This window comes from Kribbia dieselivorans NBRC 106261 (genome assembly GCF_001552435.1).
GTDB classification, from domain to species: Bacteria; Actinomycetota; Actinomycetes; order Actinomycetales; family Dermatophilaceae; genus Kribbia; species Kribbia dieselivorans.
Genome location: NZ_BCRE01000020.1, coordinates 1 through 26,710, shown reverse-complemented (window position 1 = coordinate 26,710; position 26,710 = coordinate 1). Strand labels below are relative to the sequence as shown.

General features: G+C 68.2%; 25 protein-coding genes and 1 tRNA gene. 12 read left to right on the top strand and 14 right to left on the bottom strand.

Annotated features, from left to right (window positions below; genetic code table 11):
- Positions 1-155: 155 nt before the first annotated feature.
- From KD1_RS02140 to KD1_RS02125, 4 genes are all read right to left on the bottom strand, one after another.
- Positions 156-1,727: a fatty acyl-CoA synthetase gene (locus KD1_RS02140; protein ID WP_068396849.1), complete on the bottom strand. Its 1,572-nt coding sequence runs from the start codon at positions 1,725-1,727 to the stop codon at positions 156-158.
- Positions 1,728-1,831: 104 nt separating this feature from the next.
- Positions 1,832-2,764, bottom strand: coding sequence for a hypothetical protein (locus KD1_RS02135; RefSeq protein ID WP_068396846.1), 933 nt, complete (start codon positions 2,762-2,764; stop codon positions 1,832-1,834).
- Entirely contained in the window at positions 2,761-3,312 is a 552-nt protein-coding gene (locus tag KD1_RS16425) for a hypothetical protein (RefSeq protein WP_157073113.1), read from the bottom strand. Before KD1_RS16425 ends, KD1_RS02135 begins: the two co-directional genes overlap by 4 nt.
- A gap of 2 nt (positions 3,313-3,314) precedes the next feature.
- On the bottom strand, positions 3,315-4,103 hold the full coding sequence (locus KD1_RS02125; protein ID WP_083541935.1) for a TIGR04255 family protein: 789 nt from the start codon (positions 4,101-4,103) through the stop codon (positions 3,315-3,317).
- 176 nt (positions 4,104-4,279) lie between these two features.
- Here KD1_RS02125 and modA point away from each other — a divergent pair, with 176 nt between their 5' ends.
- The 4 genes from modA to KD1_RS02105 all read left to right on the top strand — a co-directional run bounded on the left by modA (position 4,280) and on the right by KD1_RS02105 (position 7,690).
- Positions 4,280-5,089, top strand: a complete 810-nt coding sequence (gene modA, locus KD1_RS02120; RefSeq protein ID WP_083541933.1) for a molybdate ABC transporter substrate-binding protein — start codon at positions 4,280-4,282, stop codon at positions 5,087-5,089.
- A 9-nt stretch (positions 5,090-5,098) separates the two neighbouring features.
- On the top strand, positions 5,099-5,947 hold the full coding sequence (locus KD1_RS02115; protein ID WP_068396837.1) for an ABC transporter permease: 849 nt from the start codon (positions 5,099-5,101) through the stop codon (positions 5,945-5,947).
- Entirely contained in the window at positions 5,944-7,008 is a 1,065-nt protein-coding gene (locus KD1_RS02110; RefSeq protein ID WP_068396834.1) for an ABC transporter ATP-binding protein, read from the top strand. Before KD1_RS02115 ends, KD1_RS02110 begins: the two co-directional genes overlap by 4 nt.
- Before the next feature lie 76 nt (positions 7,009-7,084).
- The gene (locus KD1_RS02105; RefSeq protein ID WP_068396831.1) at positions 7,085-7,690 is read left to right on the top strand and encodes a class I SAM-dependent methyltransferase; all 606 of its coding nucleotides are present in this window, start codon (positions 7,085-7,087) and stop codon (positions 7,688-7,690) included.
- 23 nt (positions 7,691-7,713) lie between these two features.
- On the opposite strand, the gene KD1_RS02100 is transcribed toward KD1_RS02105, so the two are convergent.
- Positions 7,714-9,360 carry a long-chain fatty acid--CoA ligase gene (locus KD1_RS02100; RefSeq protein ID WP_245627236.1) on the bottom strand — a complete coding sequence of 549 codons (1,647 nt, stop codon included), beginning with the start codon at positions 9,358-9,360 and terminating at the stop codon, positions 7,714-7,716.
- A 126-nt stretch (positions 9,361-9,486) separates the two neighbouring features.
- Here KD1_RS02100 and KD1_RS02095 point away from each other — a divergent pair, with 126 nt between their 5' ends.
- Positions 9,487-10,083 (top strand): ArsR/SmtB family transcription factor, encoded by a 597-nt coding sequence (locus KD1_RS02095; RefSeq protein ID WP_068396824.1) that lies wholly within the window; start codon positions 9,487-9,489, stop codon positions 10,081-10,083.
- A gap of 143 nt (positions 10,084-10,226) precedes the next feature.
- Positions 10,227-10,784 carry a type IV toxin-antitoxin system AbiEi family antitoxin domain-containing protein gene (locus tag KD1_RS02090; RefSeq protein ID WP_068396852.1) on the top strand — a complete coding sequence of 186 codons (558 nt, stop codon included), beginning with the start codon at positions 10,227-10,229 and terminating at the stop codon, positions 10,782-10,784.
- Positions 10,785-10,831: 47 nt separating this feature from the next.
- Here KD1_RS02090 and KD1_RS02085 read toward each other — a convergent pair.
- Positions 10,832-10,904: transfer RNA gene (locus KD1_RS02085), tRNA-Lys, on the bottom strand.
- Positions 10,905-11,081: 177 nt separating this feature from the next.
- On the opposite strand from KD1_RS02085, the gene KD1_RS02080 reads away from it, so the two are divergent.
- From KD1_RS02080 to KD1_RS02070, 3 genes are all read left to right on the top strand, one after another.
- The gene (locus KD1_RS02080; RefSeq protein ID WP_068396821.1) at positions 11,082-11,357 is read left to right on the top strand and encodes an AbrB/MazE/SpoVT family DNA-binding domain-containing protein; all 276 of its coding nucleotides are present in this window, start codon (positions 11,082-11,084) and stop codon (positions 11,355-11,357) included.
- Positions 11,354-11,752, top strand: coding sequence for a type II toxin-antitoxin system VapC family toxin (locus tag KD1_RS02075; RefSeq protein ID WP_068396818.1), 399 nt, complete (start codon positions 11,354-11,356; stop codon positions 11,750-11,752). The genes KD1_RS02080 and KD1_RS02075 overlap by 4 nt, the downstream gene beginning before the upstream one ends.
- A 134-nt stretch (positions 11,753-11,886) precedes the next feature.
- Positions 11,887-12,393: a hypothetical protein gene (locus tag KD1_RS02070; RefSeq protein ID WP_157073112.1), complete on the top strand. Its 507-nt coding sequence runs from the start codon at positions 11,887-11,889 to the stop codon at positions 12,391-12,393.
- 56 nt (positions 12,394-12,449) lie between these two features.
- Here the strand turns inward: KD1_RS02070 and KD1_RS02065 are convergent, their stop codons facing one another.
- On the bottom strand, positions 12,450-13,061 hold the full coding sequence (locus tag KD1_RS02065) for a TetR/AcrR family transcriptional regulator (RefSeq protein ID WP_068396812.1): 612 nt from the start codon (positions 13,059-13,061) through the stop codon (positions 12,450-12,452).
- A 66-nt stretch (positions 13,062-13,127) separates the two neighbouring features.
- Here KD1_RS02065 and KD1_RS02060 point away from each other — a divergent pair, with 66 nt between their 5' ends.
- A complete protein-coding gene (locus KD1_RS02060; RefSeq protein WP_068396809.1) occupies positions 13,128-13,598 on the top strand; it encodes a DUF4188 domain-containing protein in 471 nt (156 codons plus the stop codon).
- 85 nt (positions 13,599-13,683) lie between these two features.
- Here the strand turns inward: KD1_RS02060 and KD1_RS02055 are convergent, their stop codons facing one another.
- Positions 13,684-16,140: an ExeM/NucH family extracellular endonuclease gene (locus KD1_RS02055; RefSeq protein WP_068396806.1), complete on the bottom strand. Its 2,457-nt coding sequence runs from the start codon at positions 16,138-16,140 to the stop codon at positions 13,684-13,686.
- A 198-nt stretch (positions 16,141-16,338) separates the two neighbouring features.
- Between KD1_RS02055 and KD1_RS02050 the strand changes: the two genes are divergently transcribed.
- Both KD1_RS02050 and KD1_RS02045 read left to right on the top strand, forming a co-directional pair.
- Complete coding sequence (locus KD1_RS02050) at positions 16,339-17,064, top strand: enoyl-CoA hydratase/isomerase family protein (protein WP_068396803.1); 726 nt, start codon at positions 16,339-16,341, stop codon at positions 17,062-17,064.
- Complete coding sequence (locus KD1_RS02045; protein WP_068396800.1) at positions 17,064-17,699, top strand: hypothetical protein; 636 nt, start codon at positions 17,064-17,066, stop codon at positions 17,697-17,699. Before KD1_RS02050 ends, KD1_RS02045 begins: the two co-directional genes overlap by 1 nt.
- A 293-nt stretch (positions 17,700-17,992) precedes the next feature.
- On the opposite strand, the gene KD1_RS02040 is transcribed toward KD1_RS02045, so the two are convergent.
- The 6 genes from KD1_RS02040 to KD1_RS02015 form a co-directional block, all read right to left on the bottom strand.
- On the bottom strand, positions 17,993-21,157 hold the full coding sequence (locus KD1_RS02040) for an ExeM/NucH family extracellular endonuclease (protein WP_157073111.1): 3,165 nt from the start codon (positions 21,155-21,157) through the stop codon (positions 17,993-17,995).
- A 253-nt stretch (positions 21,158-21,410) separates the two neighbouring features.
- Positions 21,411-22,190 (bottom strand): phosphate ABC transporter ATP-binding protein PstB, encoded by a 780-nt coding sequence (pstB, locus tag KD1_RS02035; RefSeq protein WP_068396797.1) that lies wholly within the window; start codon positions 22,188-22,190, stop codon positions 21,411-21,413.
- A gap of 37 nt (positions 22,191-22,227) precedes the next feature.
- Positions 22,228-23,325 carry a phosphate ABC transporter permease PstA gene (gene pstA, locus KD1_RS02030; protein ID WP_068396793.1) on the bottom strand — a complete coding sequence of 366 codons (1,098 nt, stop codon included), beginning with the start codon at positions 23,323-23,325 and terminating at the stop codon, positions 22,228-22,230.
- Positions 23,325-24,275, bottom strand: coding sequence for a phosphate ABC transporter permease subunit PstC (gene pstC, locus KD1_RS02025; protein WP_068396790.1), 951 nt, complete (start codon positions 24,273-24,275; stop codon positions 23,325-23,327). Before pstC ends, pstA begins: the two co-directional genes overlap by 1 nt.
- A 139-nt stretch (positions 24,276-24,414) precedes the next feature.
- Entirely contained in the window at positions 24,415-25,494 is a 1,080-nt protein-coding gene (locus KD1_RS02020; RefSeq protein WP_068396787.1) for a phosphate ABC transporter substrate-binding protein PstS, read from the bottom strand.
- A gap of 204 nt (positions 25,495-25,698) precedes the next feature.
- Positions 25,699-26,710 (bottom strand): extracellular solute-binding protein (locus KD1_RS02015; RefSeq protein ID WP_068396784.1); only part of this gene is annotated, 1,012 nt, incomplete at its 5' end.

Here is a 26,710-nt window from a genome sequence, read left to right as displayed (position 1 = left end):
TTCGAGGTATTACGCGTCGGAACCCCGCCGTGTATTACCTCGAACCCCGCGGGGGCCCCACATGGTTCGAGGTATTACGCGTCGGAAATGCGACGGGTAATACCTCGAACCGTGAGGGGGCGGGACGGAGCGCCGAACCGCTGGGGGTGCAAACGTCAGTCGGCCATCGTGTCGCGCAACTCGCGCTTGAGGATCTTGCCGCTCGGGTTCTTCGGCAGCGACTCGACGATCTCGATGCGCTTGGGGCGCTTGTACGGCGCCAGGTGCTCGGCGCAGTACGCCGCCAGGGTCTCGGCGGTCAGGTCCGACCCCGGCCGGGCGACGACGGCCGCGGTGACGGCCTCGACCCACTTGGCGTCCGGCAGCCCGAACACGGCGACCTCGGCGACATCCGGGTGCGCGTAGATCGTCTCTTCGACCTCGCGTGAGGCGACGTTCTCGCCTCCGGACTTGATCATGTCCTTCTTGCGGTCGACGATCGACAGGCGGCCCTCGGCGTCGAAGACACCCAGGTCACCGGAGTGGAACCAGCCATTCTTGAACGCCTCGGCCGTCTTCGCCTCGTCGCGCCAGTAGCCGAGCGTGGCGTGCGGCGAGCGGTGCACGACCTCGCCGACCTCGCCCTGGGGCACCTCGTTGTTGTCGTCGTCGACGAGGATCGTCTGCACGTTCAGCGTCGGGAACCCGGCCGAACCGGCGTGGCTGACCTGCTCCTCCGGCTGGAGGATCGTCGCGACCGGCGCGAGCTCGGTCTGGCCGTAGAAGTTCCACAGCCGCACGTTCGGCAACCGGCGGGAGACCTCGTTGAGCACCTCGACCGGCATGATCGACGCTCCGTAGTAGCCCCTCTTCAGCGACGACAGGTCGGCGTCGTCGAAGCCGGGGTTGCGCAGCAGCGAGATCCACACCGTCGGGGGCGCGAAGTACTTGGTGACCTTGTGCTCAGCGATCTTCGCGAGCACGACGTCCGGCGCCGGCGCGGGCAGGATGATGCTCGTCGCGCCGAGCATGAGGTCCGGGCCGAGGAAGCAGTCGAGCTGCGCGCAGTGGTAGAGCGGCAGGGTGTGCAGGTCGACATCGTCGCTGGTCATCCCACCGTCGACGATGGCCGACGTGTACTCCGCGATGAGCGAACGCGACGAGAGCATCGCCCCCTTCGGACGAGACTCCGTGCCCGAGGTGTACATCAACCGAATCGGAGCGTCGTCGTCGATGGTCGGCGCTTCCCAGCCTTCCGGCGCCGCGACGAACAGTTCGTCGACACTGTCCCAACCCTCGGGGGTGTCGTCGGCGCCGTAGTGCAGCCGCACCGCCGGTGACGTCGTGGCCGTGGCCAGCGCGCCGTCGAGTGCCGCGCCGAACTCGGCCTGCACGATGACTCCGGAGACCTCGGCGTGATCGAGGATGTACGCGATCTCCTCGGCCACGAGCATGAAGTTGATCGGCACGAGCATGACGCCGACACGCGCCGCACCCCACGCGATGGCCGCGAACTCCCAGGAGTTGCGCGAGACCAGGGCCAGGCGATCGCCTGTGTTGATGCCGAGGCGCTGCAGGTTCGCGGCGACGTTGGTGACGACCTGGTCGAACTCGGTGTAGCTCAGCGTGGTGTCGCCGTCGATGATCGCGGTCTTGCCACGGTGGCGGGCCGCGCTGCGCGTGAGCACGTCTCCCAGCGCGTTGCGGCGGGCGGTGCGAATCTCGGGAGTCAGGGGCTGATCGGCCATGACGGGTGCTCCTTCAGGGATCGTCGTGGGCAGACGCGGGGCGCTGCGGGCTCTGATCACTCTAGTCAGCCTGCCCGGGGGCTCCTGTTCGGGCGCGAGTGCAGTTACAGGGGGTAGCCCGCCGACAGATAGTCGACGTCGAGGAGTTCGCTCTTGCGGTACCTCGAAAGGGGGAACTCGTCGTCTGCCCAGAACTCGCCGACGATACCCGAGACTGCACTTTCCACGCTGGGATCCGCCGGGTCTCGTGTGCTTGGTCGGCAAAGTCTCGCCATGGACTCGGCCAGGAGCGGCCAGAGGGCGGCCTTACTGGCTGGGTCGCTTGCCTTGGTCAGGAGTGCGGCGAGGTCAGTTGGGCCCACCACCTCGCCCGCCGCATCGAACGCAGCAGGCGGCACTTGCCCGAGTTCTGAATCGTCCATCGTCGGTACGGCACCCGCCCGGACGATGACGTGCAACACGAGATCCAGCGGGAGTTCAGCCCAGCTCTGCGCTTCGACGCGAATCTCGACAACGTCCTGCAGCACCTGTCCGACGGGGGATTGACTCTTGTTGTACTTCTCGCGGATGACCTTGAGCAGCGGGCGAAGCCATGGAACGACCTCATCTGGGAAGGCGAAACGGCTGAACCAACGTCCGATTGCCAGTGCGAGCGTCCTGATCTCTGCATCATCGGTGAGATCGATGCCGTCGGTGACTTCGCTTCCCACCAAGGCGGTCTTGTGGATGGCATGGATGTGGCCGAGGTCGGCGAAGAACGCCGCTCCGCGCCGCGGCAGGTGGACGAAACGAGGATTGTCCCTCCGACGTGCGATGCGAAGCTCCTCGCCGTGAAGCTCGACGACCGGGGCGAGCAGTGCTGTGGGTCGCTTCGGCAAGACGACGTCACATGTTTGCGACACCACGGCTGCCTCGCTGGAATCGTTCCCGAGGGCCGCGAAGGCGTGGGCATTCTCCACACTCCGGTGCAACACGCTCCCCTGTTGGAGGGACTGGAAGTACAACTCAATTTCGTTGGCCGGGGCGACCTGCGTCATGTGGTGACGTCCGCCTCGGGATCAGCCAGCGGTTCCAGGTTCCGATTGATGTCGGTTGCCGACGATGCGGAGGCCGAGCGCCACGAATCAAACATGCTCTGGCCGGTCGCACCCGGCTGGAGGAGCAGGTTCCGTCGTTGCTCGGCAGTCTGGGCGGGGAGCGAGTCCACTACGGCGACGATATCGACGAGCCGCTGTTGGTTGCCCGCACTCATCCGACCACCGGCAAGCCAGAGGTGGATGGACCGACGAGACACGTTGAAGAGTCGAGCCGTCTGATCCCAAGTGAGACCACTGGAGTCGCGAACATGCGCCAGCATTTCTGCGTTGGTCAGAATCTGCGCGGCGTGCGGTCCATCCGGAGCGGGGGTGTTCGTCGTGAGATCTGGTGTGCGATCGAACCTACTCGCGCTGGCCGCGTGCAGGGGCTGCGGCGCTGAAACCACTCCGCTGCTCGTTCCCAGCAGCACTCCCGCGAAAAGCACTCCAACGCCCGCGCTTGCGCTGAGGCTGCTGAACGAGCTCGAACGGGTTTCCTGGGTGGCCACACTCACTTGAACCTCTCAATGAAGTCGTCCTTGATGACAGACCAGAAGTGCCCGGTCGCTATGGCGGACAGCTGTGTTGCCACTTCTGGCAGGGCCTCGACGGGCAATCCATCTGGGTCCTCCCGGAATGAATCGAGGTCGAGAATCCAACTCTTTTCTTCGGCCGGCGGGAGAGTGGGTTCCAACGCCATCTGTGGCTCCAACAGCGCCGAGCGCACAAGCAGGTAGTCGGATCCCTCGCTGCTGTAGACAGACTCGGTCACCGTCCGCAGCAGTTGACTGGTGTCTCCCTGTGCAAGCCCGCCCAGCACTCCCTCGACGAAGAACGCGCCCAAGCGGTCGAGATCGGCCGATCCAGTGAGGCGATTGGTGTAGCGATAGCCGACGCGAATCAGGAACGGGATGCTCGCTGCGTGAGTCAGGGCGGTCATGGCGACCCCCAGACGTTGGATGAAGTCCGCATGGCCGTCGTACCTTGTCGTCTCGAGCGAGAGGAACTGCGACCCGAGTGACACCGTCCACCCCCGATCAGCGGACTGGAAACGATGGATCGTCCCGATCGACTGTTGCGACACCCCTGACGGGCCAAGCGTGAACTGCAACTCCTGCTGCGCGTCTCGCAAGGGGAAGGCATCGCCGATGGCCCGGGACAGCTCATCTGCCGTGAGGTCGAGATCGAACTTCGAGAGCAGTGGCCACCGGACCTGGCAGAGCACTCGTGCCAACGGTGCTCGCGACAGGCGGTGTCCAATCCGAGTGGCCGTTGACTCCACGTTCGTTGGGTCAGCCATACTTCACACTCTACTTCACACGTGAACCGGAGGCGAGGCCGCGATTGATGCCGCCTGGGACATCGCCCCTCTCGCGCAGCCGCGACAGCCGACCCCCGCGCAAGTTGGCGCACGCGAAGATCCGCGTTATCGTTGCTTCTGGGACAGAATCGGCGCATTTACGGTTGAATGGCCGCATGAACAGCCAATCGGACAAGCGAGTCAGCGTGCGCACGGCCAGGGCCGCGGCCGGAGCGGCGTTGCTCGCCGTCATCGCGGGAGCATGCGGCGTATCGACGACCGACACCACCCCGGAGCCGTCGTCAGGCGGGTACGGCGGCAACATCACCGTGCTCGCCGCGGCCTCGCTGACCGAGACCTTCACCCAGATCGGCAAAACCTTTGAGGCCGACAACCCCAACGCGAAGGTGACGTTCAGCTTCGCGGCGAGTTCGGCGCTGGCCGAGCAGATCGACTCCGGCGCCCCGGCCGACGTGTTCGCCTCGGCCAGCACGAAAAACATGGACACAGTCGTCCAAGCAGGGCACGCCGCCGACCCGACGGTGTTCGCCACCAACGTCCTGACCATCGCGGTACCGGCTGCCAACCCGGGCAAGGTCACCGGGCTCGACTCCCTGACCAGCCGAAACGTCAAGACGGCGCTGTGTCAACCGCAGGTGCCCTGCGGCGTCGTGGCCGCCGAAGTGGCCACAAACGCCAAGGTCGACATCACCCCCGTCACCCTCGAACCGGACGTGAAGTCGGTGTTGAGCAAGGTCACCCTCGGCGAGGTCGACGCCGGACTCGTCTACGTCACCGACGCGCGCGCCGCCGGCGACAAGGTCCGCGAGATCGCCATCCCCGCCAAGTTCAACGCCTCGACCGACTACCCGATCGCCACCCTGAAGGACAGCCAGAACACCGACACCGCGCAGGGCTTCGTCGACGCGGTCCTCAGCGACGAGGGCCAGAAGGTACTGACCGAGGCCGGCTTCGGCACACCGTAGGCTCCCCTCGTGGCTCGCCCAACGACGCTCCGCCCCGCCGAACGGGCTCGTCGAGCCGCCGGCGGCGGCCAGCGCAGCGCCCCGGGCGTCATCCTCGTCCCCGCGCTCATCGCGCTCGCGTTCCTGCTGATCCCACTGGGTGGGCTCATCATCCGCGCGCCATGGACCCACGCGTGGGAGATCCTCACCCGCGACGACGCGCTCGACGCGCTGCGCCTGTCGCTGTGGACGACCACCCTCGCCACCGGCATCTCGATCGTGCTCGGCGTACCGCTGGCGTGGCTCCTGGCGCGCACCGACCTGCCCGGCCTGCGCTGGGTGCGCGCGCTCGTGACCCTGCCCCTCGTGCTGCCCCCGGTCGTCGGCGGCGTCGCGCTGCTGCTCGCGTTCGGGCGCAACGGGCTGCTCGGCCGCTACCTCGACCAGTGGTTCGGCATCACGCTCCCGTTCACCCCGGCGGCGGTGATCATGGCCCAGACGTTCGTGGCGATGCCCTTCCTCATCATCACCGTCGAGGGCGCACTGCGCTCCGCCGATGCCGGGTACGAGGAGGCCGCAGCGACCCTCGGGGCCGGCCGTCTGACCGTCTTTCGCCGCGTCACGCTGCCGCTGCTCGCCCCGTCGCTCATCGCCGGCGCCGTGCTCTGCTGGGCCCGCGCGCTCGGCGAGTTCGGCGCGACGATCACCTTCGCCGGCAGTTTTCCCGGCCGCACGCAGACGATGCCGATCTCGGTGTACTACGCGCTCGAATCCGACCCGGACGCCGCGATCCTGCTCAGCCTGGTGATGCTGCTCGTCTCCGTGCTCGTGCTGGTCGGGTTGCGTGACCGCTGGCTGCGGGTCGGAGCGTCGTCATGAACGCCGGTCTGGACGTGCAGGCCGTCGTGCGGCGGGGCGATTTTGACCTCGACATCGACGTGCACGCGGCGCCGGGGGAGGTGCTGGGCGTCCTCGGGCCCAACGGGTCGGGCAAATCGACGCTCCTGCAAGCCGTCGCGGGTCTCGTGCCGGTTGCGGGCGGGCGGATCGCCGTGGACGGACAGGTCCTCGACGACGCCGAGAGTGGGCGGTTCGTCGAGGTCGCCGCGCGCCCCGTCGGCTATGTGTTCCAGGACTACCGCCTCTTCCCGCACCTGAGCGTGCGCGACAACGTCGCGTTTGCGCCGCGCGCTCGCGGTGCCAAGCGGAGTCTCGCGCGGCAGGTTGCGCAGTCATGGCTCGACCGGTTGGGGCTGGGTCAGTTCGCGGATCGGCGCCCACAGGATCTGTCGGGTGGGCAGGCGCAGCGGGTGGCATTGGCGCGGGCCTTGGCCGGGGAGCCGGCGTTGTTGCTGCTCGATGAGCCGCTGGCCGCGCTCGATGCCCGGACTCGGCTGGAGGTGCAGGCCGAGCTCAAGCGGCACTTGGCCGAGTTCGCCGGTCCGTCGTTGCTGGTCACCCACGACCCGCTCGAGGCGCTTGTGCTCGCCGACCGGCTCGTCGTGCTGGAGGAGGGGCGGGCCGTGCAGCGTGGCACCCCGGCGGAGGTGGCGCGGCGGCCGGCGACGGCGTACGTCGCGGCGCTCGTCGGGCTGAATCTGTACGCGGGGCAGGCCGCCGGTGACCACGTCGAGCTGGACGGCGGCGGTCGCTTCGTCGTGCCCGACCACGGTCAGGTCGGATCCGTGCTCGTCGCGCTACGACCCTCCGCCGTGGTCGTCGGCCGGCACCGCCTGGACGAGGCGAGCGTGCGCAACGTGTGGCCGGCGCGGGTGCGCGGTCTGTCGCTGCTCGCCGATCGTGTGCGCCTCGACGTGGTGGGCCGGCCGTCGGCGCTCGTCGACGTCACGCCCGCCGCGGTGGCCGAACTCGGCATCGCCGTCGGGCAGGAGGTCTGGTTGTCGGCGAAGGCGCTCGATCTCGAGGTCTACCCCCGCTGACGCTTCGGGCGGCGTCCTCACCTTCGTGGCGATCTGCGCACGTGGGTGAGGACGCGGCGAGGCCTAGGCTGAACCCATGCCCGAGCAGAGCCAGTGGATGCGCATCGTCGCGGAGGACCCCGACCACTCCCAGAACTACATCGAGCGGTTCCGCCGTCTCGCGGAGGAGGGGATGGACCTGTCCGGCGAGGCGCGCCTGATCGACGCGATGGTCGAACGCGGAGCGCGGATCCTCGACGCCGGGTGCGGTCCGGGGCGGCTGGGCGGGTACCTGCACGCCGCCGGCCACACCGTCGTCGGGGTGGACGTCGACCCCGAGCTGATCGCTGCCGCCGAGGCCGACCATCCCGGGCCGACCTGGCTGGTGGGAGACCTAGCCGAGCTCGACCTCCCGGCCCGCGGCATCGACGCTCCGTTCGACGTCATCGTCAGCGCGGGCAACGTCGTGACGTTCCTGGCGCCGAGCACCCGACGTGAGGTGCTGACGCGGTGGCGGGCACACGTGGCTCCGGAAGGACGCGTGGTCGTCGGTTTCGGTGCGGGTCGCGGATACCCGTTCGACGAGTTCCTGGCGGACGCGAAGGCCGCAGGTCTGCAGGCCGACGTGTTGCTCTCGACCTGGGACCTGCGGCCCTTCGGCCCGGAGTCCGACTTCCTCGTGGCGATTCTGCGAGGCTCGTGACGGCGCTCCGGTGCTGACCTGCGTCAGGGGCGCTCGACCCGGAGTTCGTTGTCGTTGTACGCCTTGCGCAGCACCTTCTTGTCGAACTTGCCGACCGAGGTACGCGGCACCTGCTCGATGAACGCGAACGCGTCGGGCAGTTGCCAGGCGGCGAAGTCCTTGGCGAGATGCTCGCGCAACTCGGCCGGGGTCACGCTCATGCCCTCGCGCACGACGACCGAGGCGAGCGGGCGCTCCTGCCAGCGCTCGTCGGGGATGCCGACGACGGCGGCCTCGAGCACGGCCGGGTGGCCCATGAGCGCGTTCTCCAGGTCGACCGAGGAGATCCATTCGCCGCCGGACTTGATGACGTCCTTGGCGCGGTCGGTCAGCGTGATGTAGCCGAGGTGGTCGAGGGTGCCGACGTCCCCGGTGCGCAGCCAGCCGTTGTCGAACTTGGCCGGGTCATCGTCGAGGTAGTAGGCGCCGGTGATCCACGGGCCGCGGACCTGAAGCTCGCCGACCGACTCGCCGTCACGAGGGAGCACGGTGTCGTCGGCTCCGACGATGCGGCCCTCGACGCCGTAGAGGAGGCGGCCGGCGGTGCCCTTGTAGCGCCACTCGTCGTCGCCCTCGGCGCCCAGCGGCGGGTTGGCCACCGACGCGACGGGGGAGGTCTCGGTCATGCCCCAGGCCTGGACCATGTTGATGTTGTGACGCTCGCGCAGGGCCTTCTGCAGCGCGACCGGCACGGCCGAGCCACCGCAGAGGACCAGGCGCAGGGAGTCCAGCTTCGTCTCGGGGTTCTTGTCGAGGAGCGTGAGCACGTCGTTCCACACGGTCGGCACGGCGCCGGAGACGGTCGGGCGCGAGGCGTTGATGAAGCGCACGAGCGGCTCGGCCTGCAGCCAGCGGTCGGGCAGGCACAACGACGATCCGCTGAGGATCGCGGCGTGCGCCAGACCCCAGGCGTTGGCGTGGAACATCGGCACGATCGGCAGGACGCGGTCGGCGAAGGTCAGCCCGGCGACGTTGCCGGTGCTCGCGGCGATGGAGTGCAGGTACGTGGAACGGTGGCTGTAGACGACGCCCTTGGGGTTTCCGGTCGTGCCGCTGGTGTAACACATGAACGCGGCAGCGCGCTCGTCGATCTCGGGCCAGTCGAAGGCGTTCGGCTGCTCGGCGAGGAGGTCTTCGTAGAGGAGGACCTCCTTGCCGGAGGCGCGCAGGGAGTCGAGGTTGGCGGTGGCCGCGTCCGGGCCGGCGACGATGACGTGCGTGACGGTCTTCAGCTCAGCCAGGTGCGGGGCGAGCAGACCGACGAGGGAGTCATCGACGATGATGATCGAGTCCTCGGCGTGGTTGGCGATGTAGACGAGTTGCTCGGGGAAGAGACGGATGTTGAGCGTGTGCAGCACCGCGCCCATCGAGGGGATCGCCAGGTAGGCCTCGAGGTGCTCCTGGTTGTTCCACTGGAACGTGGCGACGCGCTGGTCGCCGGTGATGCCGAGGGAGCGCAGTCCGTTGGCCAGGCGCGCCGTGCGCAGACCAAGCTCGGCGAACGTGATGGAGCGGGTGCCGTCGGCGGTCGCGGTGACCACCTCGGAGTCGGGGTGCACCGTGGTGCCGTGGTGCATCAGGGCCGCGATGGTCAGTTGGGTGTCCTGCATGGTGCTGTGCATGCGGTCCATCCAAGCAAGATGCACGCATGGGCGTCTACCGGTTGTTCACATGTTGCGCGTGTGTGCGGAGGGATGCCTCGTAACTCCCGGGGCGAAGTCTGGACGATCCCCATAGGTGGGATATATCGTTCAGTTATGCGTAGCGTTGCTCCGTCACTGCTTCCGGTGTTTCGGTCGAGGCATCAGGCCGAACTATTGATGTGGCTCTACCTCCATCCTGACACTGAGTACGGAGTCAGCGATCTGGCCGAGCGCCTCGGGGTCCCACTCTCGACTCTGCACCGGGAGGTCGTCCGCCTGGACGAGGCCGACCTCGTCACCAGCCGCACGCTGGGGCGCAACCGCCTGATCCGGGCCAATACCTCACATCCCGCGGCCGCCGCGCTCACCCAACTCTTGGAACTGAGTTTCGGGCCACGGGCGGTCATCGGCGAAGAGTTCGCCATTCCCGGCGCCCGGCAGGTCGTGACCTTTGGGTCGTGGGCAGCCCGCTACGCCGGGGTTGCCGGACCGCCGCCGCACGACATCGATGTCCTGGTGGTGGGTACGGTCGACCGTGCTGACCTGTACGAAGCGGCCGATCGGGCCTCGTCCAGACTCGGCATCGACGTCAACCCCGTCGTCAGGTCGTCCACTCAGTGGTCGGACCCCGAGGATCCTCTGGTGGAACAGATCCGGGGGTCGGCGTACGTTGTCGTCCTGGACGTCGACGACCAGGAGCGGGCGTCATGACCAGGTGGGCGATCGGGGAAGCCGAGATCGAGGCGTCCACTGAAGGATGACGGGCTCCCGTCGTTGACCGTGGCGAGCGGCGGTCAACGACCGGGTGGCCGGGGTCCTGTGAACGCGTGTAATGGTGCGCGGAGGTGGTGACGATGCCGACGTTGAGGCCAGGCACGGCTGAACGGGCTGGCCTGTCGCGCAGTGGCTTGTACCGCGCAGCGCGAGAGGGACGACTGGAGCGCATCGCGCGCGGTATCTACCTGCCAGCCGACGCGCCGGCGGCAGACTGGGATTGGGTCGAGGCCGCGACCCGTCGCCCGGATGCCACGATCTGCTTGGCGTCGGCGCTCGCTGAGCACGATCTCACTGATGTGATCCCTGCAGCCTTGGATGTCGCGATCCCCCGCGGGTCACGTACCCCGGCCGGTGGGGGTGCGATCGCCTGGCATCAGTTCGAGCGAGCCACGTTCGACATCGGTCGGGAGGAGATCCCGATTCCGGGCACGGATCAGACGATCGGGATCTACTCACCCGAGCGGTCGATCGTGGATGCGTTTCGCCTGCGTGGCGAGGTTGGGTACGAGTTGTCGCGAGAGGCCTTGAAGGAATGGCTACGTCGCGGTGGGAAGCCTGCCCGGCTGATCGACATCGCCGCTCGACTTCCCCGTGCGAAGTCTCCCGTCCTCCAAGCATTGGAAGCTCTGGTTTGAGCGTCGGCAATGAGGTCTTCCGCCGTCTCCAGTAGTACGAATCGCGGTGGGCCCCGTGGGACTCGAACCCACAACCTACGGATTAAAAGTCCGCAGCTCTAACCATTGAGCTAGAGGCCCCTAACCCTGCGGAAGCCTTCACGGGAAGCCGTCTGCCGGGCTGGCTGGAGCAGTCTACGCGGTGGCGCGCCTCCCTCACGGGCGCTATCGGGGGCGCCGGGCGGTCCGTAAGCCCATCCCGATCGAGATCCTTACGTTAGACTTGCTCGTAAGGATCGACCAGGGGGGGAGCGGGGCATGGCAACGGCGACGATGACGAGCAAGGGGCAGATCACGGTGCCCAAGGAGATTCGTGAGGATCTGGGCCTGGAGCCAGGGGCCAAGGTGCTGTTCGTCAAGGTGGCGCCGGGGCAGTACAGGCTCGTGGCCCGGACCGGCGCAGTCGTCGACTTGGCCGGTGTGCTGCAGCGGCCGGGTCAGAGGGCGCTGACGCTCCAAGAGATGGACGATGCCGTGGCGGCAGCGGCAGCGGCTGCGGCTGCGGCTGCGGCTGCGGCGGGAGGCGAGGGGTGACCGGGCTCGACACCAACGTGCTGATCCGCTTTCTCGTGCGGGACGACGAGGTTCAGTTCGCGGCAGCAGCCGAGGTGATGGCGTCGCTCACCCCGGCTGAGCCGGGGTTCATCACGCAGGTCACGCTCGTCGAGCTCTACTGGGTGCTCGCGCGCGGCTACCAGTATCCCCGCGAGGCCTGCCTCGCCGCCATCGGGCAGTTGGTCACGACAGCGTCGCTCGAGTTCGACGACGGGGAGGGTGTGGTCAGGGCGCTCACCCTTGCCGAGGATGGGGCGGATTTCCCCGACGCCCTCATCCAGAGCGCCATGGAGCTCTTCGCCATCGGCACCACGGTGACCTTCGACCGTCGCGCGGCGCGGTCGCTGGGGTGGAGGCTTCTCGGCGACTCGTGAGCGCCGCGGGCAGCCAACGTTGGTTCCGGGCTCGAATTCTGCCCCGAGAACCCCCGCGCCGCACGAGAGCGTGCCACCGTTGAGAGGAACCGTCGCGCTGGGCGGCTCATCAACGTTGATGAGAGGACAGAACCATGCGTAGGACTCGATCGGGGCGTCTGCTCCCCACGACCATTGCGTGCGCCGGAGCGATCATTGCCCTCGGCGCCAGCCCCACCCTAGCGACGGCGGCGCCTCCCCACACGATCATCAAGGCCGAGTTGGTGGGCAGCATGCCGGAGCCGATGAGCCCGGTCATCGCCGACGTCAACCCCGGCGGCCTGCCGTGGGTCAACGGCCCGAGCCGGGTCCGCGTGCGCGAGGACGGGCGGATCAAGGTCGACATCACCCGCCTGGTCGTGCCACCGCCCCGCGGCACAGGAGTGAACCCGGTCGCCGCGGTCGTGGCCACCCTCGTGTGCGACGGCGCCGTCCACTCCAGCACGACGCCGTTCCCCCTGAACGCCGCCGGGAACGGCCGAACGTCGCAACGGATCGCAGTGCCGCGCCACTGCGAGGACCCGGCAGTGCTCATCCAGCCGGCCGCCAACCGTGGCGCGTACATCGCCTCGACGGTCGCGGACGACGACCACGACGACTGAGCGCGCAACGCCGCGGCCCCGGCCACGGTTCCTGTGGGCGGGCTGCGGACCTGTGACTAGCGCTCCGACGGCCCGAACCAGAACTCGCCCATCATCTCCATCTGCCGTTCGTACAGGGCCGACCGCCACGTGTCCGGCTGCCCCGCCAGGGCGGTCAGCTCCAGCATGACCGCGCCGTGCACCACGCCCCAGATGCTCATCGCCAGGACGGCCGGTTCGACAGGGCGGGCGCTCGGCCCGGCGGCCTCATGTGCCCGCGCGGCCAACTCGAAGAGGGGGCGGATCGCTTCCTCGGAGCCGTCCATCTTCCCGGGCGCCAACTCCGGCAGATGCACGCGCCCGCCGAACATCACGGCATACATCTCCGGGTGCGCCAGCGCCCAGCGCCGGTAGGCCCGCCCCAGTTCGAGCAGGTCGCCCCGCGCGTCCGCCGTGCGCGGCACCGCCACCTGCTCGGCCAGGAAACTCGCTCCCACGGTCGCCACGACCGCGTCGACCAGTCCGTCCCGGCCGCCGAACAGCGTGTAGATCGCGTTCGTCGACGTGCCGGCCGACGCAGCAACCGCCCGCACAGACAGCGACTCCACACCCCCGGTCGCGATCGCCTCGGTGGCACAGGTCACGAGCCGAGAGCGGAGGGCGTCGTCGTAGAGGCGAGGGCGGGGCACTTGACGAACCATACATTACGCTGTTTTATAACAGCGTCCGCAAACCTCTCCCAAGGAGCAGGAACCATGAGCGTCAACCCGGGCCGCCACACCTCCGAACTCGGTGAGGACGTCACTGTCTTCCTCATCGGGATGCGCATCAACCACCCGCACCGCGTCGACCTCTGGGCGCCGGTGGTCGCGGCGATGCCCCTCATGCAGGCCTACCTGCGCACCCACCCGCAGGCCGGCCTGCTCGGCTACCACCAGTGGTTCGGCCGAACGACGATCATGGTCAGCTATTGGCGCTCGCCCGAGGACCTCCAGGCCTTCGCCTCCGACCCCGACCTGCCGCACCTGGCTCCGTGGCGGCGCTACGCCCGGCTCCGCAACAGCGAAGCGGTCGGCGTGTGGCACGAGACCTACGTCGTGCCCGCCACCTCCCGCGAGGTGGTCTACGTCAACATGCCCGACTTCGGGCTGGGGCGCGCGACGCGGGTGGTGCCGATCGGTGACGGCACCCGTACCGCGCGCCAGCGGCTCGCCGCTGCAAGCTGATCGACCCACCGGCATACGCCGCGGCCCCGGCCCACCACATGAGGTGGGCCGGGGCCGCGCTCCGTTGATTTACGGCGTCAACGGATCACTTGGCGCCCTTGGCGTTCAAACCGACGACGATCGGGTCGTGGTCGGAGGACGCGAACGCCGAGTCGGTGTGGAAGTCCGTGACGTTGTAGTTGCGACGCGAGTACTGCATCGCGATGGACTCGTCGGCATTGATGTTCCAGATCCCCGCGCCGGAGACCAGGCGCATCGCCTTCTCGTTGGCGAAGGCGTGGTCGAGCGAACCCAGGCGACCCGAGAACTGGTACGACGTCGACTCCGGGTCGTACGTCTTCGCCAGGTTCGTGTAGCCCGCCTCCTGGATGACCCGGATCGGGTCCTCCTTCGAGTACGCGTTGAAGTCACCCATGAGCAGGACGGCCTCGTCGGCGTACAACTCGTTGACCCAGCCGGTCAGCGCGGTGGCCTGCGCGACGCGGGACGGGTTGGACAGGCCCTGCCCGGTGCCGTCGTCGAAGCCCGAGCCCTTGGACTTGAAGTGGTTCGCGATGACGACGAACGGCGATCCGGCCTTCTTGAGCTTGAACTTCTGGGCCAGCGGGTAGCGGGCGTTGGCGAAGGCGCCGTCGGCGAGGATCTGCGACTCGCCGAGCAACTGAACGCGCTCGAAGTTGTAGATGAACGCCGTGCGGATGACGTCCTCACCGGCCGGGACGGCGACGGGCGAGGACACGTACGCCCACGATCCTCCGGCCTTGTTCAGTTCGGTGACGAGGTGCGCGAGCGTGGCGTCGCGGTCGTGGTTGCGGTAGGTGATCTGCGAGGAGGTCTCGATCTCCTCGAGCGAGACGACGTCGGCACCCAGGCCGTTGATCGCGGTGACGATCTTGGCCTGCTGGTCGGCGAAGGCCGACTCGGTGTACGCGCCGCGCACCTGGCTGCAGTTGTTGGTCGCGACCGGAGCGCCGAAGCGATCCGCGTAGTAGCGGCAGTTCGCCTCGTCCTTGCCCAGGTCGGTGAAGTAGTTGAGCACGTTGAACGAGGCGACCTTGACGTCGCCGCCGACGGCCGGGGCGGTGGCCGGGCGGTCGTTGACGTTCGTGATCGGGTTGGTGGCGCCGGTCGCGCCGACGACCTGGCCGGTCGGCTGGTAGTTCCACTGGAACCGGTAGTCGAGGATGACCGGCTTCGTGAAGGTCACCTGCGAGCCGGTGCGCATCGGGGTGGCCTGCGACAGGTACGGCATCGCGGTGTTCTTGGCCGTGGTGTTGCTCATGTAGTTCCACGACGAGCCGTCGTCGAGGGTGATGAGCTTGGCCTCGTTGGCGGCCTCGTAGGCGGTCGCCTCGGCGCCCGGGGCGACGACGTCGGTCGCCTGGTAGAGCGGCTGGTTGCCCTTGACGAGGCCAAGCTGGCCGTACTGGTTGAGCTGGTAGTTGTTCGTGATCGTGTGGGTGCCCTGGGGCAGCACGAGCATGCCCTCGAGGGCCTCCTTCTGCGCGTCGGTCGGGGTCGCGTCGAGCTCGACCGGGGCGACCGGAGCGCAGTCGGCCTTGGGGGTGATCGTCGTGTTCGTCAGTTCGGTCAGACCGTTGTACTCGGTCACCGTGCCGGCGACCTCGTAGCAGGAGCCGATCGTCACGTTGGTGCGGCCGTAGACGAAGATGCCGTCCGACGCTCCGGGCGTGGTGTCGGTGGCGCCGCCCGAGCCCGGGGTCTGCAGGTAGAAGCCGTTGAACCCACCATCGGGGTAGTTGGCGGTGACGACACCGGTGGTGGTGACCTTGCGACCCACGAGCGGAGAAGCGTTCCCCGGGCCCTGGATCTCGGCGATGGGCGTCGTCTGGGGGCCGGGCTCGACGGGGTTGCCGCCGCCGGTGTCACCGCTGTTCTTCGGGGTCGGCGCGGCGACGATGACGTCGTTGCCGTTCTGGTCGGTGTCTTGATAGAGGTTCTCGACGTCGGGCTTGCGCTGCACCGACGTCGCGTTCGCGGTGCCCGGAGCAGCCGATGCGCCTTCGTACCTGACCGCGCTGCCCCACCCGATGCGGTCGACGAGGGCGGCGCTCGCGCCGGTGCCCTGGACTAACTGGATACGCCCCGAGGAGCCGCTCATGTTGATCGCACCGCCACAGCTGCCGTCGGGCGTGGGGGCACCTTCGTCGGTGCCGCCCGTGCCGCCGGCGAGGCGGACCAGGTGGTGCTGGCGGGCGCCGATGGTCGCAGCGGCGCCCGAGGTCGGCAGGGTGCACACCGTGCTCCCCGTCTGGAACTCGTTCGTGTTCGAGGCCGCGAGGTACTCCAGGCGTAGGCCGGCGAGGCTGATGGGCGCGCTGGTCGGGTTGTACAGCTCGACGAAGTCACTCTTGAGCGTGGCGCCGGAGTTGCCGCCACCGCCGTAGGCCTCGGAGATGACGAGGTGCGTGACAGGGGCCGCCGACGCGGGCAGGGTGGCGGCCAGGCCACCGGCGAGCGCGAGGGCTCCGATGGCACCGCCCGCTGCCAGCGGCCGGGCCTTCTGGGACCAGACAGACATGAAATCTCCTCGGGAGAGGTGTAGGGGAGGAGGGCGGTCGTGGTCGTCGCGCCCGCGCCAACGTAGCCCGCGACGTGCCGGGACCGCCTCCCCAGATGCCGAGGCGTCGCCAAGTGTTCACCCACCTTTTGCCTCGCGGTCAACCAGCACGCGATCCGGGTCGATCCAGCGACGGCGGGAACGGCCTAGAGTATGCCCATGGCAGTGAACTACGAGATCGATGGACCCATCGGGCGCGTCGTCTTCGACCGCCCCGAGACCGGCAACGCGCTGGACCTGGACAGCGCCCTCGAACTGCGTAGCGCCCTGCGCCGAGCGATTTCCGACAGCCGCACCGAGGTCGTCCTCATCGTCGGTCACGGTGAGGCGTTCTGTATCGGCACCGACCCGGCTGCCGGCGACGGAGCCGCGGACCCGGTCAGTACGGTCCTCGAGCTCGCCGGCACGGTCTCCGAGGTGCTCGAGATGCTGGCCGACTCACCCAAGGCCATCATCGCCGGGGTCGACGGGTTCACCTCCGGTTCAGGTCTGGGCATCGTGCTCTCCGCGGACCTCGTCTACGCGACCGAGGGCGCGGCGTTCCGCTTCTCCGCCACTGACCAGGCCACCGTCCCCGACGTCGGGCTGTCCTGGCTCCTGCCGCGCGCGGTCGGTCAGCAGCGTGCCCTGAACTTCGCACTGACCCACCACCAACTCGACGTCGTCACCGCCCAGGAGTGGGGCATCGTCAGCGAGATCGTGCCCGACGCCGACTTCCAGCGGCACCTGCAGGCGCATCTGCCGCTGTTGACCGGCGAGAACGCGTGGGCCTCCGGTCAGACGCGTCGGCTGATGCGCACCGCTTGGACGACCTCGCGCGGGGACACCTCCACGTCCGAGGCCGCGACCCTGGCCCGGGCGATGATGCGCGTACCGAAGGGCTGATGAGCGACTCCGAGCCGCGCCCACCTCGGCGCCCCCTCCACTTCGGGCCGGATGCGCTCGAGGCCCATGGAGACGCGCTCCCCGGCCCGGCCGAGGCGGCGGAGGCCGCGCACGCCGCCGCGCAGGTCCTTGTGGACACCGGCCGTGCGCAGGCAGACCCCGAGCTGACCGCGCGTCTGGTGGCGCTGGTCGACGAGCTCGGTCTCGACACGGTGGCCCATCTCTGGTCGCAGCGCCCCGGACGTTCCCTGCCCGGCGCGCTCTGGCGTCTCTATGCCCTGCGTGAATGGGTGCAGCGCTCGCCGCGCACCGCGGCCGAGGAGTACGCCGAGGGCATGCGGTGGACGGCGGTGAATCACGCCATCGCTGGGAGCGCCGAACCACCCGGGATCGATGAGATCCGCGAGTTGGCCGATTCGATCCTCCGGGGCGTCTTCGACGGGGACCTCGCGGTGGCACTTGACCGGGCCGCGGCCTTCTGTCGGGTCATCTCGGCCGGGCGGGCGTCGTTGGGCGCCCGGGACGACAACGAATCCGAGGCGGCCTCGCACGCCCAGTCGGCCGCGGCGATGCTCACCACCGCGACCGACCTCTCGGCGTGCGCAGAACTGTGGCGCCGTGGCCACCTCGTCTGACCCCGCCGACAGGTCAATCCTTGCGACGTAACGCGCGGTTATCCCGCAAGGATCGACCACTCGGCGTATTCCGCGCTCCGGAGCATTGCGCGGCCGGCTGAATCTGCGATCGTGGCTGGAACCGTGGGGCCCGGCTGGGTTACAGTCGTTCGTGCGTCGGGCCGCGGCAGCCCCGGGTCCCAAAATTCGCCGCTACGAGCGGCCACGCGCCGTGAGGCGCTCCCGGCCCGACGTGCAGACATCGACCAGAAGGCCGCCACCCGCATCGGGTGGCGGCCTTCTGGTCGCTCAGGTCAGCGACGCGAGATGGACTTCGCCAGGCTCGGTCGGGTAGCCGTCACGTACCCCGCCTTGCGGCCGGTCACCTTGACCACGATCTTCGTGCCCTTGTACTTCGCGGCCACCTTGTACGTCGTCTTCGTGGCACCGGGGATGGCCTTGCCGTTGGCGTACCAGCGGTAGGAGTAGTTCACCGGAGCCGGCTTCCACGACCCGCGCAGGACACGCAGCGTGCTCCCGGCCTTGCCGGTGCCGGAGATCCGCGGCTTGACCGTCGTCAGCGTGCCCTTGGCGACGACGCGAGTCCTGGCGCTGGTCTTGGCGACCGTGACGTAGCCCGTCTTCGTCCCGGTGACCGTCACGGTGATCCGCTTGCCGGCATCCGCGGCGCCCAGCTTGTACCAGGTCTTCGTCGCACCCGCGATCGCGACGCCGTTGCGCTTCCACTGGTAGGTGAGCTTCACACCGTCGTCCCAGGTGCCGGGGACCGCGCGCAGGGTCGTGCCGACCTTGGCCGTGCCCGTGATGGTCGGGGTCGGCGTGCTCGTCAGCGGCGCCGGGTTGAGGATGCGCTCGACCGCGGCCAGCCGCTCCTCGAGCGCGGTGCGGGTGGCCCCGGCGGCGACGAGGTTGATCGCCGCACGGGCGGCGTCGATGGTCGCGGTGCTCGGGTTGGCCTCGGCGGCTTCGACCGCAGCCGTGGCCTCCGTGACGAGTTGCGCCTGCCCCTTGTCGAACTGCAGCCCCACGACGACCGGGTCGTGGTCGGAGGAGGCGTACTGCGAGGTGGTGTGGAAGTCCGTGACGTTGTAGTTGCGTCGCGAGTACTGCATGGCGATCGACTCGTCACCGTTGATGTCCCACACACCGGCGCCGGTCACCACGGCGTTGGCCTTGGCATTGGCGAAGATGTGGTCGAGCGAGCCCAGCCGGCCACTGAACTGGTACGTCGCCGAGGTCGGCTCGTACTTCTTCGCCAGGTTCGTGTAGCCCTTGCCCTCGATGATCCGGACCGGGTCCTCCTTCGAGTACGCGTTGAAGTCACCGGTCAGCAGCACCGGCTTGTCGGCGAAGGTCGTGTCCGCCCACGTCGTCAACGCCTCCGCCTGCGCAATACGCGAGGGGTTGGACAGGCCCTGACCGGTACCGTCGTCGGCGCCGGAACCCTTGGACTTGAAGTGGTTGGCGATCGCCACGAAGGAGGACCCGTCCACACCCTTGAGGCTGAACGCCTGGGCCAGCGGGTAGCGGGCGTTCGCGAAGGCTCCGTCGGTGAGGATCTGCGAGGCACCGTCGACGGTGATGTGGTCGGGGTTGTAGATGAAGGCCGTGCGGATGACGTCCTCACCGGCTAGGACCGCGGCCGGCGACAGCACGGCCGCCCAGTTGCCGCCCTTGGCGTTGAGCGCCGCCACGAGGTTCTTGAGCGTGCGATCGCGGTCGGTGTGGGCCGCCCACGTCACCTGCGTCGACGACTCGATCTCCTCGAGCGCGACGACGTCGGCGCCCAGGGCGTTGATCGCGGTGACGATCTTGGCCTGCTGGTCGGCGAAGGCCGACTCGGTGAAGGCACCACGCACCTGGCAGCCGTTGGCCGCGACGGGGTTGCCGGCCCGGTCGTTGTAGGCCGTGCAGTTCGGCTCGTCCTTGCCGAGGTCGTCGAAGTAGTTGAGCACATTGAACGACGCGACCTTGACGTTGCCGCCGACGTTCGGGGCCGTGGCCTCGCGGTCGTTGGTGTTCGTCACCGGGTTGGCGTCACCGGTGGCGCCGATGACCTGACCGGTCGGCTGGAAGTTCCACTGGAAGCGGTAGTCGAGGATGACCGGCTTCGTGAACGTCACCTGCGAACCGGTGCGCATCGGGGCGTCCTGGGACAGGTACGGCAGCGGCGAGTTCTTCGCCGTCACGTTGCTCATGTAGTTCCACGACGAACCGTCGTCCAGCGTGATCAGGCGCCGCTGGTTGTCGGCTTCGACCGCGTCGGCCGCGGCGCCGGGCAGGGCGACGTCGGTGCCGGTGTAGAGCGGCGTGCCACCCTTCACCAGGCCCACCTGACCGAACTGGTTCAGCTGGTAGTTGTTCGTGATCGTGTACTCGCCCTGCGGCGCCACGAGCATGCCCTCGAGGGCCTCCTTCTCGGCCTCGGTCAGGGTGTCGTTGACCTTGACCGGCAGCGGCGCCGCAGAGTTCGGGCCGTCCTTGGCCGGGTCCACCCTCACGTTGGTCAGCTCGGTCAGACCGTTGAACTCGGTCACCGTTCCGGTGATGTCGTAGCACGCGCCGACGGTGACATCGGTCGTGCCGAAGACGAAGATCCCGTCCGAGACGCCGGGCGTGAGGTCCGTCGCGGCACCGGAACCCGGGGTCTGCATGTAGAACCCGTTGAAGCCACCCGTCGGGTAGTTCGCGGTCACGACGCCGGTCGTCTTCACCTTGGCGCCCACGAGCGGAGAAGCGTTCCCCGGGCCCTGGATCTCGGCGATCGTCTTGCGCTCGGGGTCGGGTGTGCCACCGCCACCACCGGTGTCGCCACTGTTCTTCGGGGTCGGCGTCGCGACGATGAAGTCGTCGCCGTTCTGGTCGGTGTCCTGGTAGACGTTCTCGGCGTCGGGCTTGCGCTGCGCCGAGGTCGAGCTGGTCGTGCCCGCAGCCGGAGCGGTGCCCTCGTACTTGGCCGCGGCGCTGCCCCAGCCCACCCGGTCGACGAGCGCTGCCGAGGTGCCGGAGCCCTGCACCAGCTGGACTCGACCGGCGGTGCCGCTCATGGTGATCAAGGTGGCACAGTCAGCGTCCGGCGCGGGCGCGGTTTCGTCGCTGCCCCCGTTCCCGGCACCCAAGCGAATCAGGTAGTGACTCCCGGCGGGAACGGATGCCGTCGAGGGAAGGGCGCAGGCGGTCGTGCCGGTCTGGAACTCGTTGGCGTTGGCTGCGGCGAAGTACTCGAGGCGCAGACCGTCGAGGCTGATGGGCGCGCTGGTCGGGTTGTACAGCTCGACGAAGTCGCTCTTGAGCGTGGCGCCGGAGTTGCCGCCACCGCCGTAGGCCTCGGAGATGACCAGGTGGGTGAGTGGTGCTGCGGATGCCGGCGCACTGACGGCAGTGCCGGCGGCCAGTACGAGACCGGCGAGCGCACCAGCCGCGGTGAGCGCGCGGCCCAGGTGGGGCAGGGAGGACATGCTTCTCCTCGGGAGGTGGGACGACGAAGAAACGCGTCACCACCAGGCAACGCAGTTCGCACGCTATTGGTCACCACCGACAACCGCTCGCCGGTAAACAAATGGCTGCCCTCTGTTCACCTGCGCGTTGCCCACTGTGCACTCGCCCGTCACATTGCGCCCCGCCCCCCAAACGGTTCGAGGTATTAGACGTCGGAAAGGCGACGCCTAATACCTCGAACCGGGTGGGGTGGGGTGGGGGAGAAGCTGCCGATCAGCCGAAGCGGCCCGAGATGTAGTCCTCGGTCGCCTTCTCGTTCGGGTTGTTGAAGATCTTCTCCGTGGCGTCGTACTCCACGAGCTGACCCGGCTTGCCGATGCCGGTGATGTTGAAGAAGCCGGTCTTGTCGGAGACGCGCGCGGCCTGCTGCATGTTGTGCGTCACGATGACGATCGTGTAGTCCGCCTTGAGTTCCTCGATGAGGTCCTCGATGGCCAACGTGGAGATCGGGTCGAGGGCGGAGCACGGCTCGTCCATGAGGACCACGTCGGGCTTGACGGCGATCGTCCGGGCGATGCACAGACGCTGCTGCTGACCACCGGAGAGGCCGGAGCCAGGCTTGTCCAGACGGTCCTTGACCTCGTTCCAGAGGTTGGCGCCGCGGAGCGACTTCTCGACCAGCTCGTCGGCATCGGACTTCTTGATGCGCTGGTTGTTGAGCTTGACACCGGCGAGCACGTTCTCGGCGATCGACATCGTCGGGAACGGGTTCGGCCGCTGGAAGACCATGCCGATCTTGCGGCGCACGCCGACCGGGTCGACGTTCTTGCCGTAGAGGTTCACGCCGTCGACCATGACCTCACCCTCGCAGTACGCACCGGGGATGACCTCGTGCATGCGGTTGAGCGAGCGCAGGAAGGTCGACTTGCCGCAGCCCGACGGGCCGATGAGGGCCGTGACGGAGCGCGGTTCGATGGTCATCTCGACACCCTGGACGGCCTTGAACTTGCCGTAGTAGATGTCGAGGTCGTGGACGTCAATACGCTTGGACACGTCAGTGATTCCTGTCTGTCTGGGTTGCGCCGACGCGTCAGCGACCGGTCTTGGGGGCGAAGTACTTCGAGATCATGCGGGCCAGCACATTGAGGATCATGACGACCACGATGAGCACCAAGGCGGCCGACCAGGCGCGCTCGACGTACGCCTCCGGCGGGATACCTCGGTTCATGTACTGGTTGTACGAGAACACCGGCAGCGTCGTCATCTGACCCGAGAACGGGTTGAGGTTGACGCCGGGGATGTACCCGGCGGTGATGAGCAGCGGCGCGGTCTCACCGATGACGCGGGCGATGGCGAGGGTCACACCCGTGGCGATACCGGCGATCGCGGTCGGCAGCACGACCTTGGAGATGGTCAGCCACTTGGGCACGCCGAGGGCGTAGGACGCCTCGCGCAGCTCGTTGGGCACCAGGCGGAGCATTTCCTCGGTGTTGCGGACGACGACCGGGATCATCAGCACCGACAGGGCGATCGAACCGACGATGCCGGCCTGGAAACCGGCGTCACCGGTCAACGAGGCGAACAGCGCCACGGCGAACAGACCCGCGACAATCGAGGGGATACCGGTCATGACGTCGACGAAGAAGGTCAGGGCCCGGGAGATCCGGTTGCCGTTGCCGTACTCGACGAGGTAGATCGCGGCGAAGATGCCGATCGGGATCGAGATGAGCGAGGTGATCAGGGTGATGATCAGCGTGCCCTGCAGGGCGTGCATGATGCCACCGCCGGCACCGATGACGCCACGCATCGAGCTCGTGAAGAACTCACCGTCGATGCGCTTGTAACCCTCACTGATGACGGTCATGGCGACCGACACGAGCGGCACCAGGGCCAGCAGGAAGAAGGTCGTGACCATCCCCGTCACCAGGCGGTCGACGGCGTGGCGTTGCCCCTCGACGATCCGAGAGGCGATGTAGATCACCACCATGTAGACCAGCGCGGCCACGATGATGACGGCCAGCGTGTTGTAGGACGACAGGCCGAGCACCACGGCGAAGCCGACGACCACGGCCCCGATGAAGATGCCCAGGCGCACGGCGGGCGAGAGCGTCGGCTGCTTGATCGACGAGTAGGAGTCCGTCGAGCCCGCCGGGCCCGCCGGATCGGTCTTGAGGTCAGTGGCGCTCATCAGTTGGCTCCCGAGAACTCGGCGCGGCGGGAGACGATCCAGCGCGCGATCATGTTGACGATCAGGGTGATGAGGAACAGCACGAGACCCGAGGCGATGAGCGTGTTGGTCGAGATGCCCGACGACTCGGGGAAGTTCAGGGCAATGTCGGCCGCGATGGTCGACGCGCTGTTCGAGGTGAGCAACTCCCACGAGTAGCGGGCGCCCGAGGCCGACAGGATGATCGCGACGGCCATGGTCTCACCGAGCGCGCGGCCCAGGCCGAGCATCATGCCGGAGACGATGCCGGAGCGGCCGAACGGGAGGACGGCCTGGCGGATCATCTCCCAGCGGGTCGCCCCCAGGGCCAGCGAGGCCTCCTCGTGCAGGCTCGGCGTCTGGAGGAAGACCTCGCGGTTGGTGGCCGTCATGATCGGCAGGATCATGATCGCCAACACCGTGCTCACGATGAGCAACGAGCGGCCGGTGGCCGTGGCCTGTTCACCGCTGAACAGCCAGATCCATCCGAGGTTCTCGAAGAGCCATTCCTGCAGCGGGACCGAGCCCTTGGCGAGGACCTCCGCGCCCCACAGACCGAAGATGATCGAGGGCACCGCGGCCAGCAGGTCGATGATGTAGCCGAGCACGGCGGCCAGTCGCCGCGGCGCGTAGTGCGAGATGAACAGCGCGATACCGATGGACAGCGGCGTCGCGATGAGCAGGGCGATGAAGGCGGACAGCAGCGTGCCGAACACGAGCGGGCCGATGTAGTGGAACAGGCCTTGGCCACCGCGAACCTCGGACGGGTCGGCGAGCAGAGCCGGCATGGCCTGGATGATGAGGAAGATCGCCACGAGGGCCAAGGCCGCCAGGATGACGATTCCGGCGGAGGTGGAGAGCCCGCTGAAGATGCGATCCCCCGGGCGGCGCACCGCCTTCGGAGGGGATGAGGGGGCAGTCGAAGTGCTCACGCTACTGCTTTCTGGTCATGGGAACACTGGGCGGGCCACGGCCCGGCACAACAACCAACAAGGGCGGCTCGGTCTCGCGGTGGGCGATTCCGAGCCGCCCATGTTGGACACGACGGGGTCGATCAGGCGATCAACGTGGTCAGTCGGTCTTGAGCTGCGACAGGGCGTCGGTGGCCCAGCCGCGCGCGGTCTCGGACAGCGGAGCCGCACCGGCCTGCTCGGCGGCGACCTGCTGGCCGGCCTCGGAGGAGACGTACTCGAGGTACGCCTTCGTCAGCTTGCCCTTCTCGGCGTCCGTGGGGGCGGAGCAGGTCAGGGCGTAGGACAGCAGGACCACCGGGTAGACACCGGCCTCCTTGACGGAGCGGTCGAGCTTGACGGCGAAGTTGGTCTTGCTGGCCGCGTCCTCGCGCTTGGAGTGCTCGAGGATCTTGGCAGCGGCCTCGGGCGAGTACTCGACGTACTCGTTGCCGACCTTGACCTTGGCGGCCTTGAGCTCACCGAGCTGCGAGGCGTCGGCGTAACCGATGGTGCCCTTGCCGTTCTTGATGGCGTTGACGACACCGGCGGTGCCCTTGGCGGCCTCGCCACCCTTGATCGGCCACACGTCGTCGGGCTCGTGCTTCCAGTTCTTCGGCGCAGCCTCGGCGAGGTAGGCGGCGAAGTTCTTCGAGGTGCCCGACTCGTCGGAGCGGTTGACCGTGGTGATGTTCGTGCTCGGCAGGGTGACGCCCGGGTTGTCCTTGGCGATCGCCGGGTCGTTCCACTTCTTGATCTTGTGGCTGAAGATGTCGGCCGTGGTGGCGGGCGACAGCTGCAGGTTGTCGACACCCTCGACGTTGTAGCCGATGCCGATCGGGGAGACGTAGACCGGGAACTGGATGATGTCGCCGGTGCAGGTCTTCTTGGCCGCGGCGAACTCCTCCGCATCCATGGCCGAGTCGGAACCGGCGTAGTCGACCGCGCCGGAGATGAGCTTCTCGCGGCCGGCGCCCGAGCCGTCCGGGGAGTAGGAGATGGTGGCGTTCGGGTTGTCGGCGCCGAACTTGGCGATCCAGGCCTGCTCGGCGGCGTCCTTGGAGGAGGCGCCGGCGCCCTTGATGGTGCCGGAGAGGCCGGTGGCGGCCCCGTCGGTGGAGGAGCCGCTGTCGCCGCAGCCGGCGAGGGCGAGGGACAGAACCAGAGCCGCCGGGACGACGGCCTTGAGGGAACGCTTCACGAGTACTTGCCTCTCTTGTCGTGGGCGCCGACACAACCTTCAACGTGGCGGGCCTTCGGTTCGTACTGACGAGACGTTACGCAGGTGACGTGGCCGCTTCTCACGTCCAAGATGAACGGAAGGTGAATAGAGGTGAACGCAGGATGAATTCTTCGAATCTGGAGCCTTGACGTGCGCCGCGCCGGTCCATCTGACACAATGCCGTCACTTCGACGACGAACTGGTCGTCGACGGCGCCACGTGGATCTGCCCGATCGCCGCGATCGCCCGCTCTCGCCACTGCTCGCCGATGGGCGCGCTCCCGGTGGCCTCGGCCGAGGCCCGCTGCGCCTGCGAACTCGTCGCCCATGTCAGCCACTCGCGCACCAGCGCCGCCTTCTCCGCGGTCGGCTGCTCGGCGCACGCGACCTGGTACGAGATGCTCACCACCGGATAGACCGGCGCCGCGCCGCTCCCGCCCGACTGACCCGGGGTGGGGCGCGAGACGGCCAGGTTCGTCGTCGACTTCGGCACGATGCGCACGGCGGAGTCGAGTGCGGCCGCGGCCGTGGCGGCGCTCGGCGCGACCCACCGCGCTCCGGAGCGCAGTGCGGCCACCTTCACCTCTCGCCCCGACGCCGGGGTGGTCTGGTCCATCGTCGCGTACCCGACGCGTCCCTTGCCGTCCGCGACGACCTCGAGCAACTCCTCGGTGCCCTTGGCCGCCCGCTGCAACGGACCGTCGGTGATCGGCCACTGCAGCGTCGCCGGGTACGGCCACGCCCGCGGGTCCACCGACGTCAGGTAGGCCGAGAGCGCCTGCGACTGCCACGCGTCGTCGAGGCGGTGAACGGTGCGCAGCCGGTCCTGCGGCAGCGTCAGGCCGGGGTTGTCCGCGGCGATCCGCGGGTCGTTCCACCGGGTGATCTGTCGATTGAAGATCGCCGCGAGCGTCTGCGGTGACAGGCGCAGGTCCGTCACGCCCGGAGCGCTGTAGACGATGGACACCGCGGCGATGTGCACCGGCAGTTGAATGACCTCGCTGGAGCAGCGTTCTCGCGCGTCGCGCAATTGCTGCCCGGTCAGCGGTGTGTCCAGCGCCGCCAGATCGACCTCGCCGGCGATGAACTGGGCGGCCCCGTGGTCGGACCCAATCGGTTCGTAGTTGACCGTCACGCCCGGGTGATTGGTCACGAACGCCACCCGCCACGGCTCGACGGCGGCGAACTGCACCTGC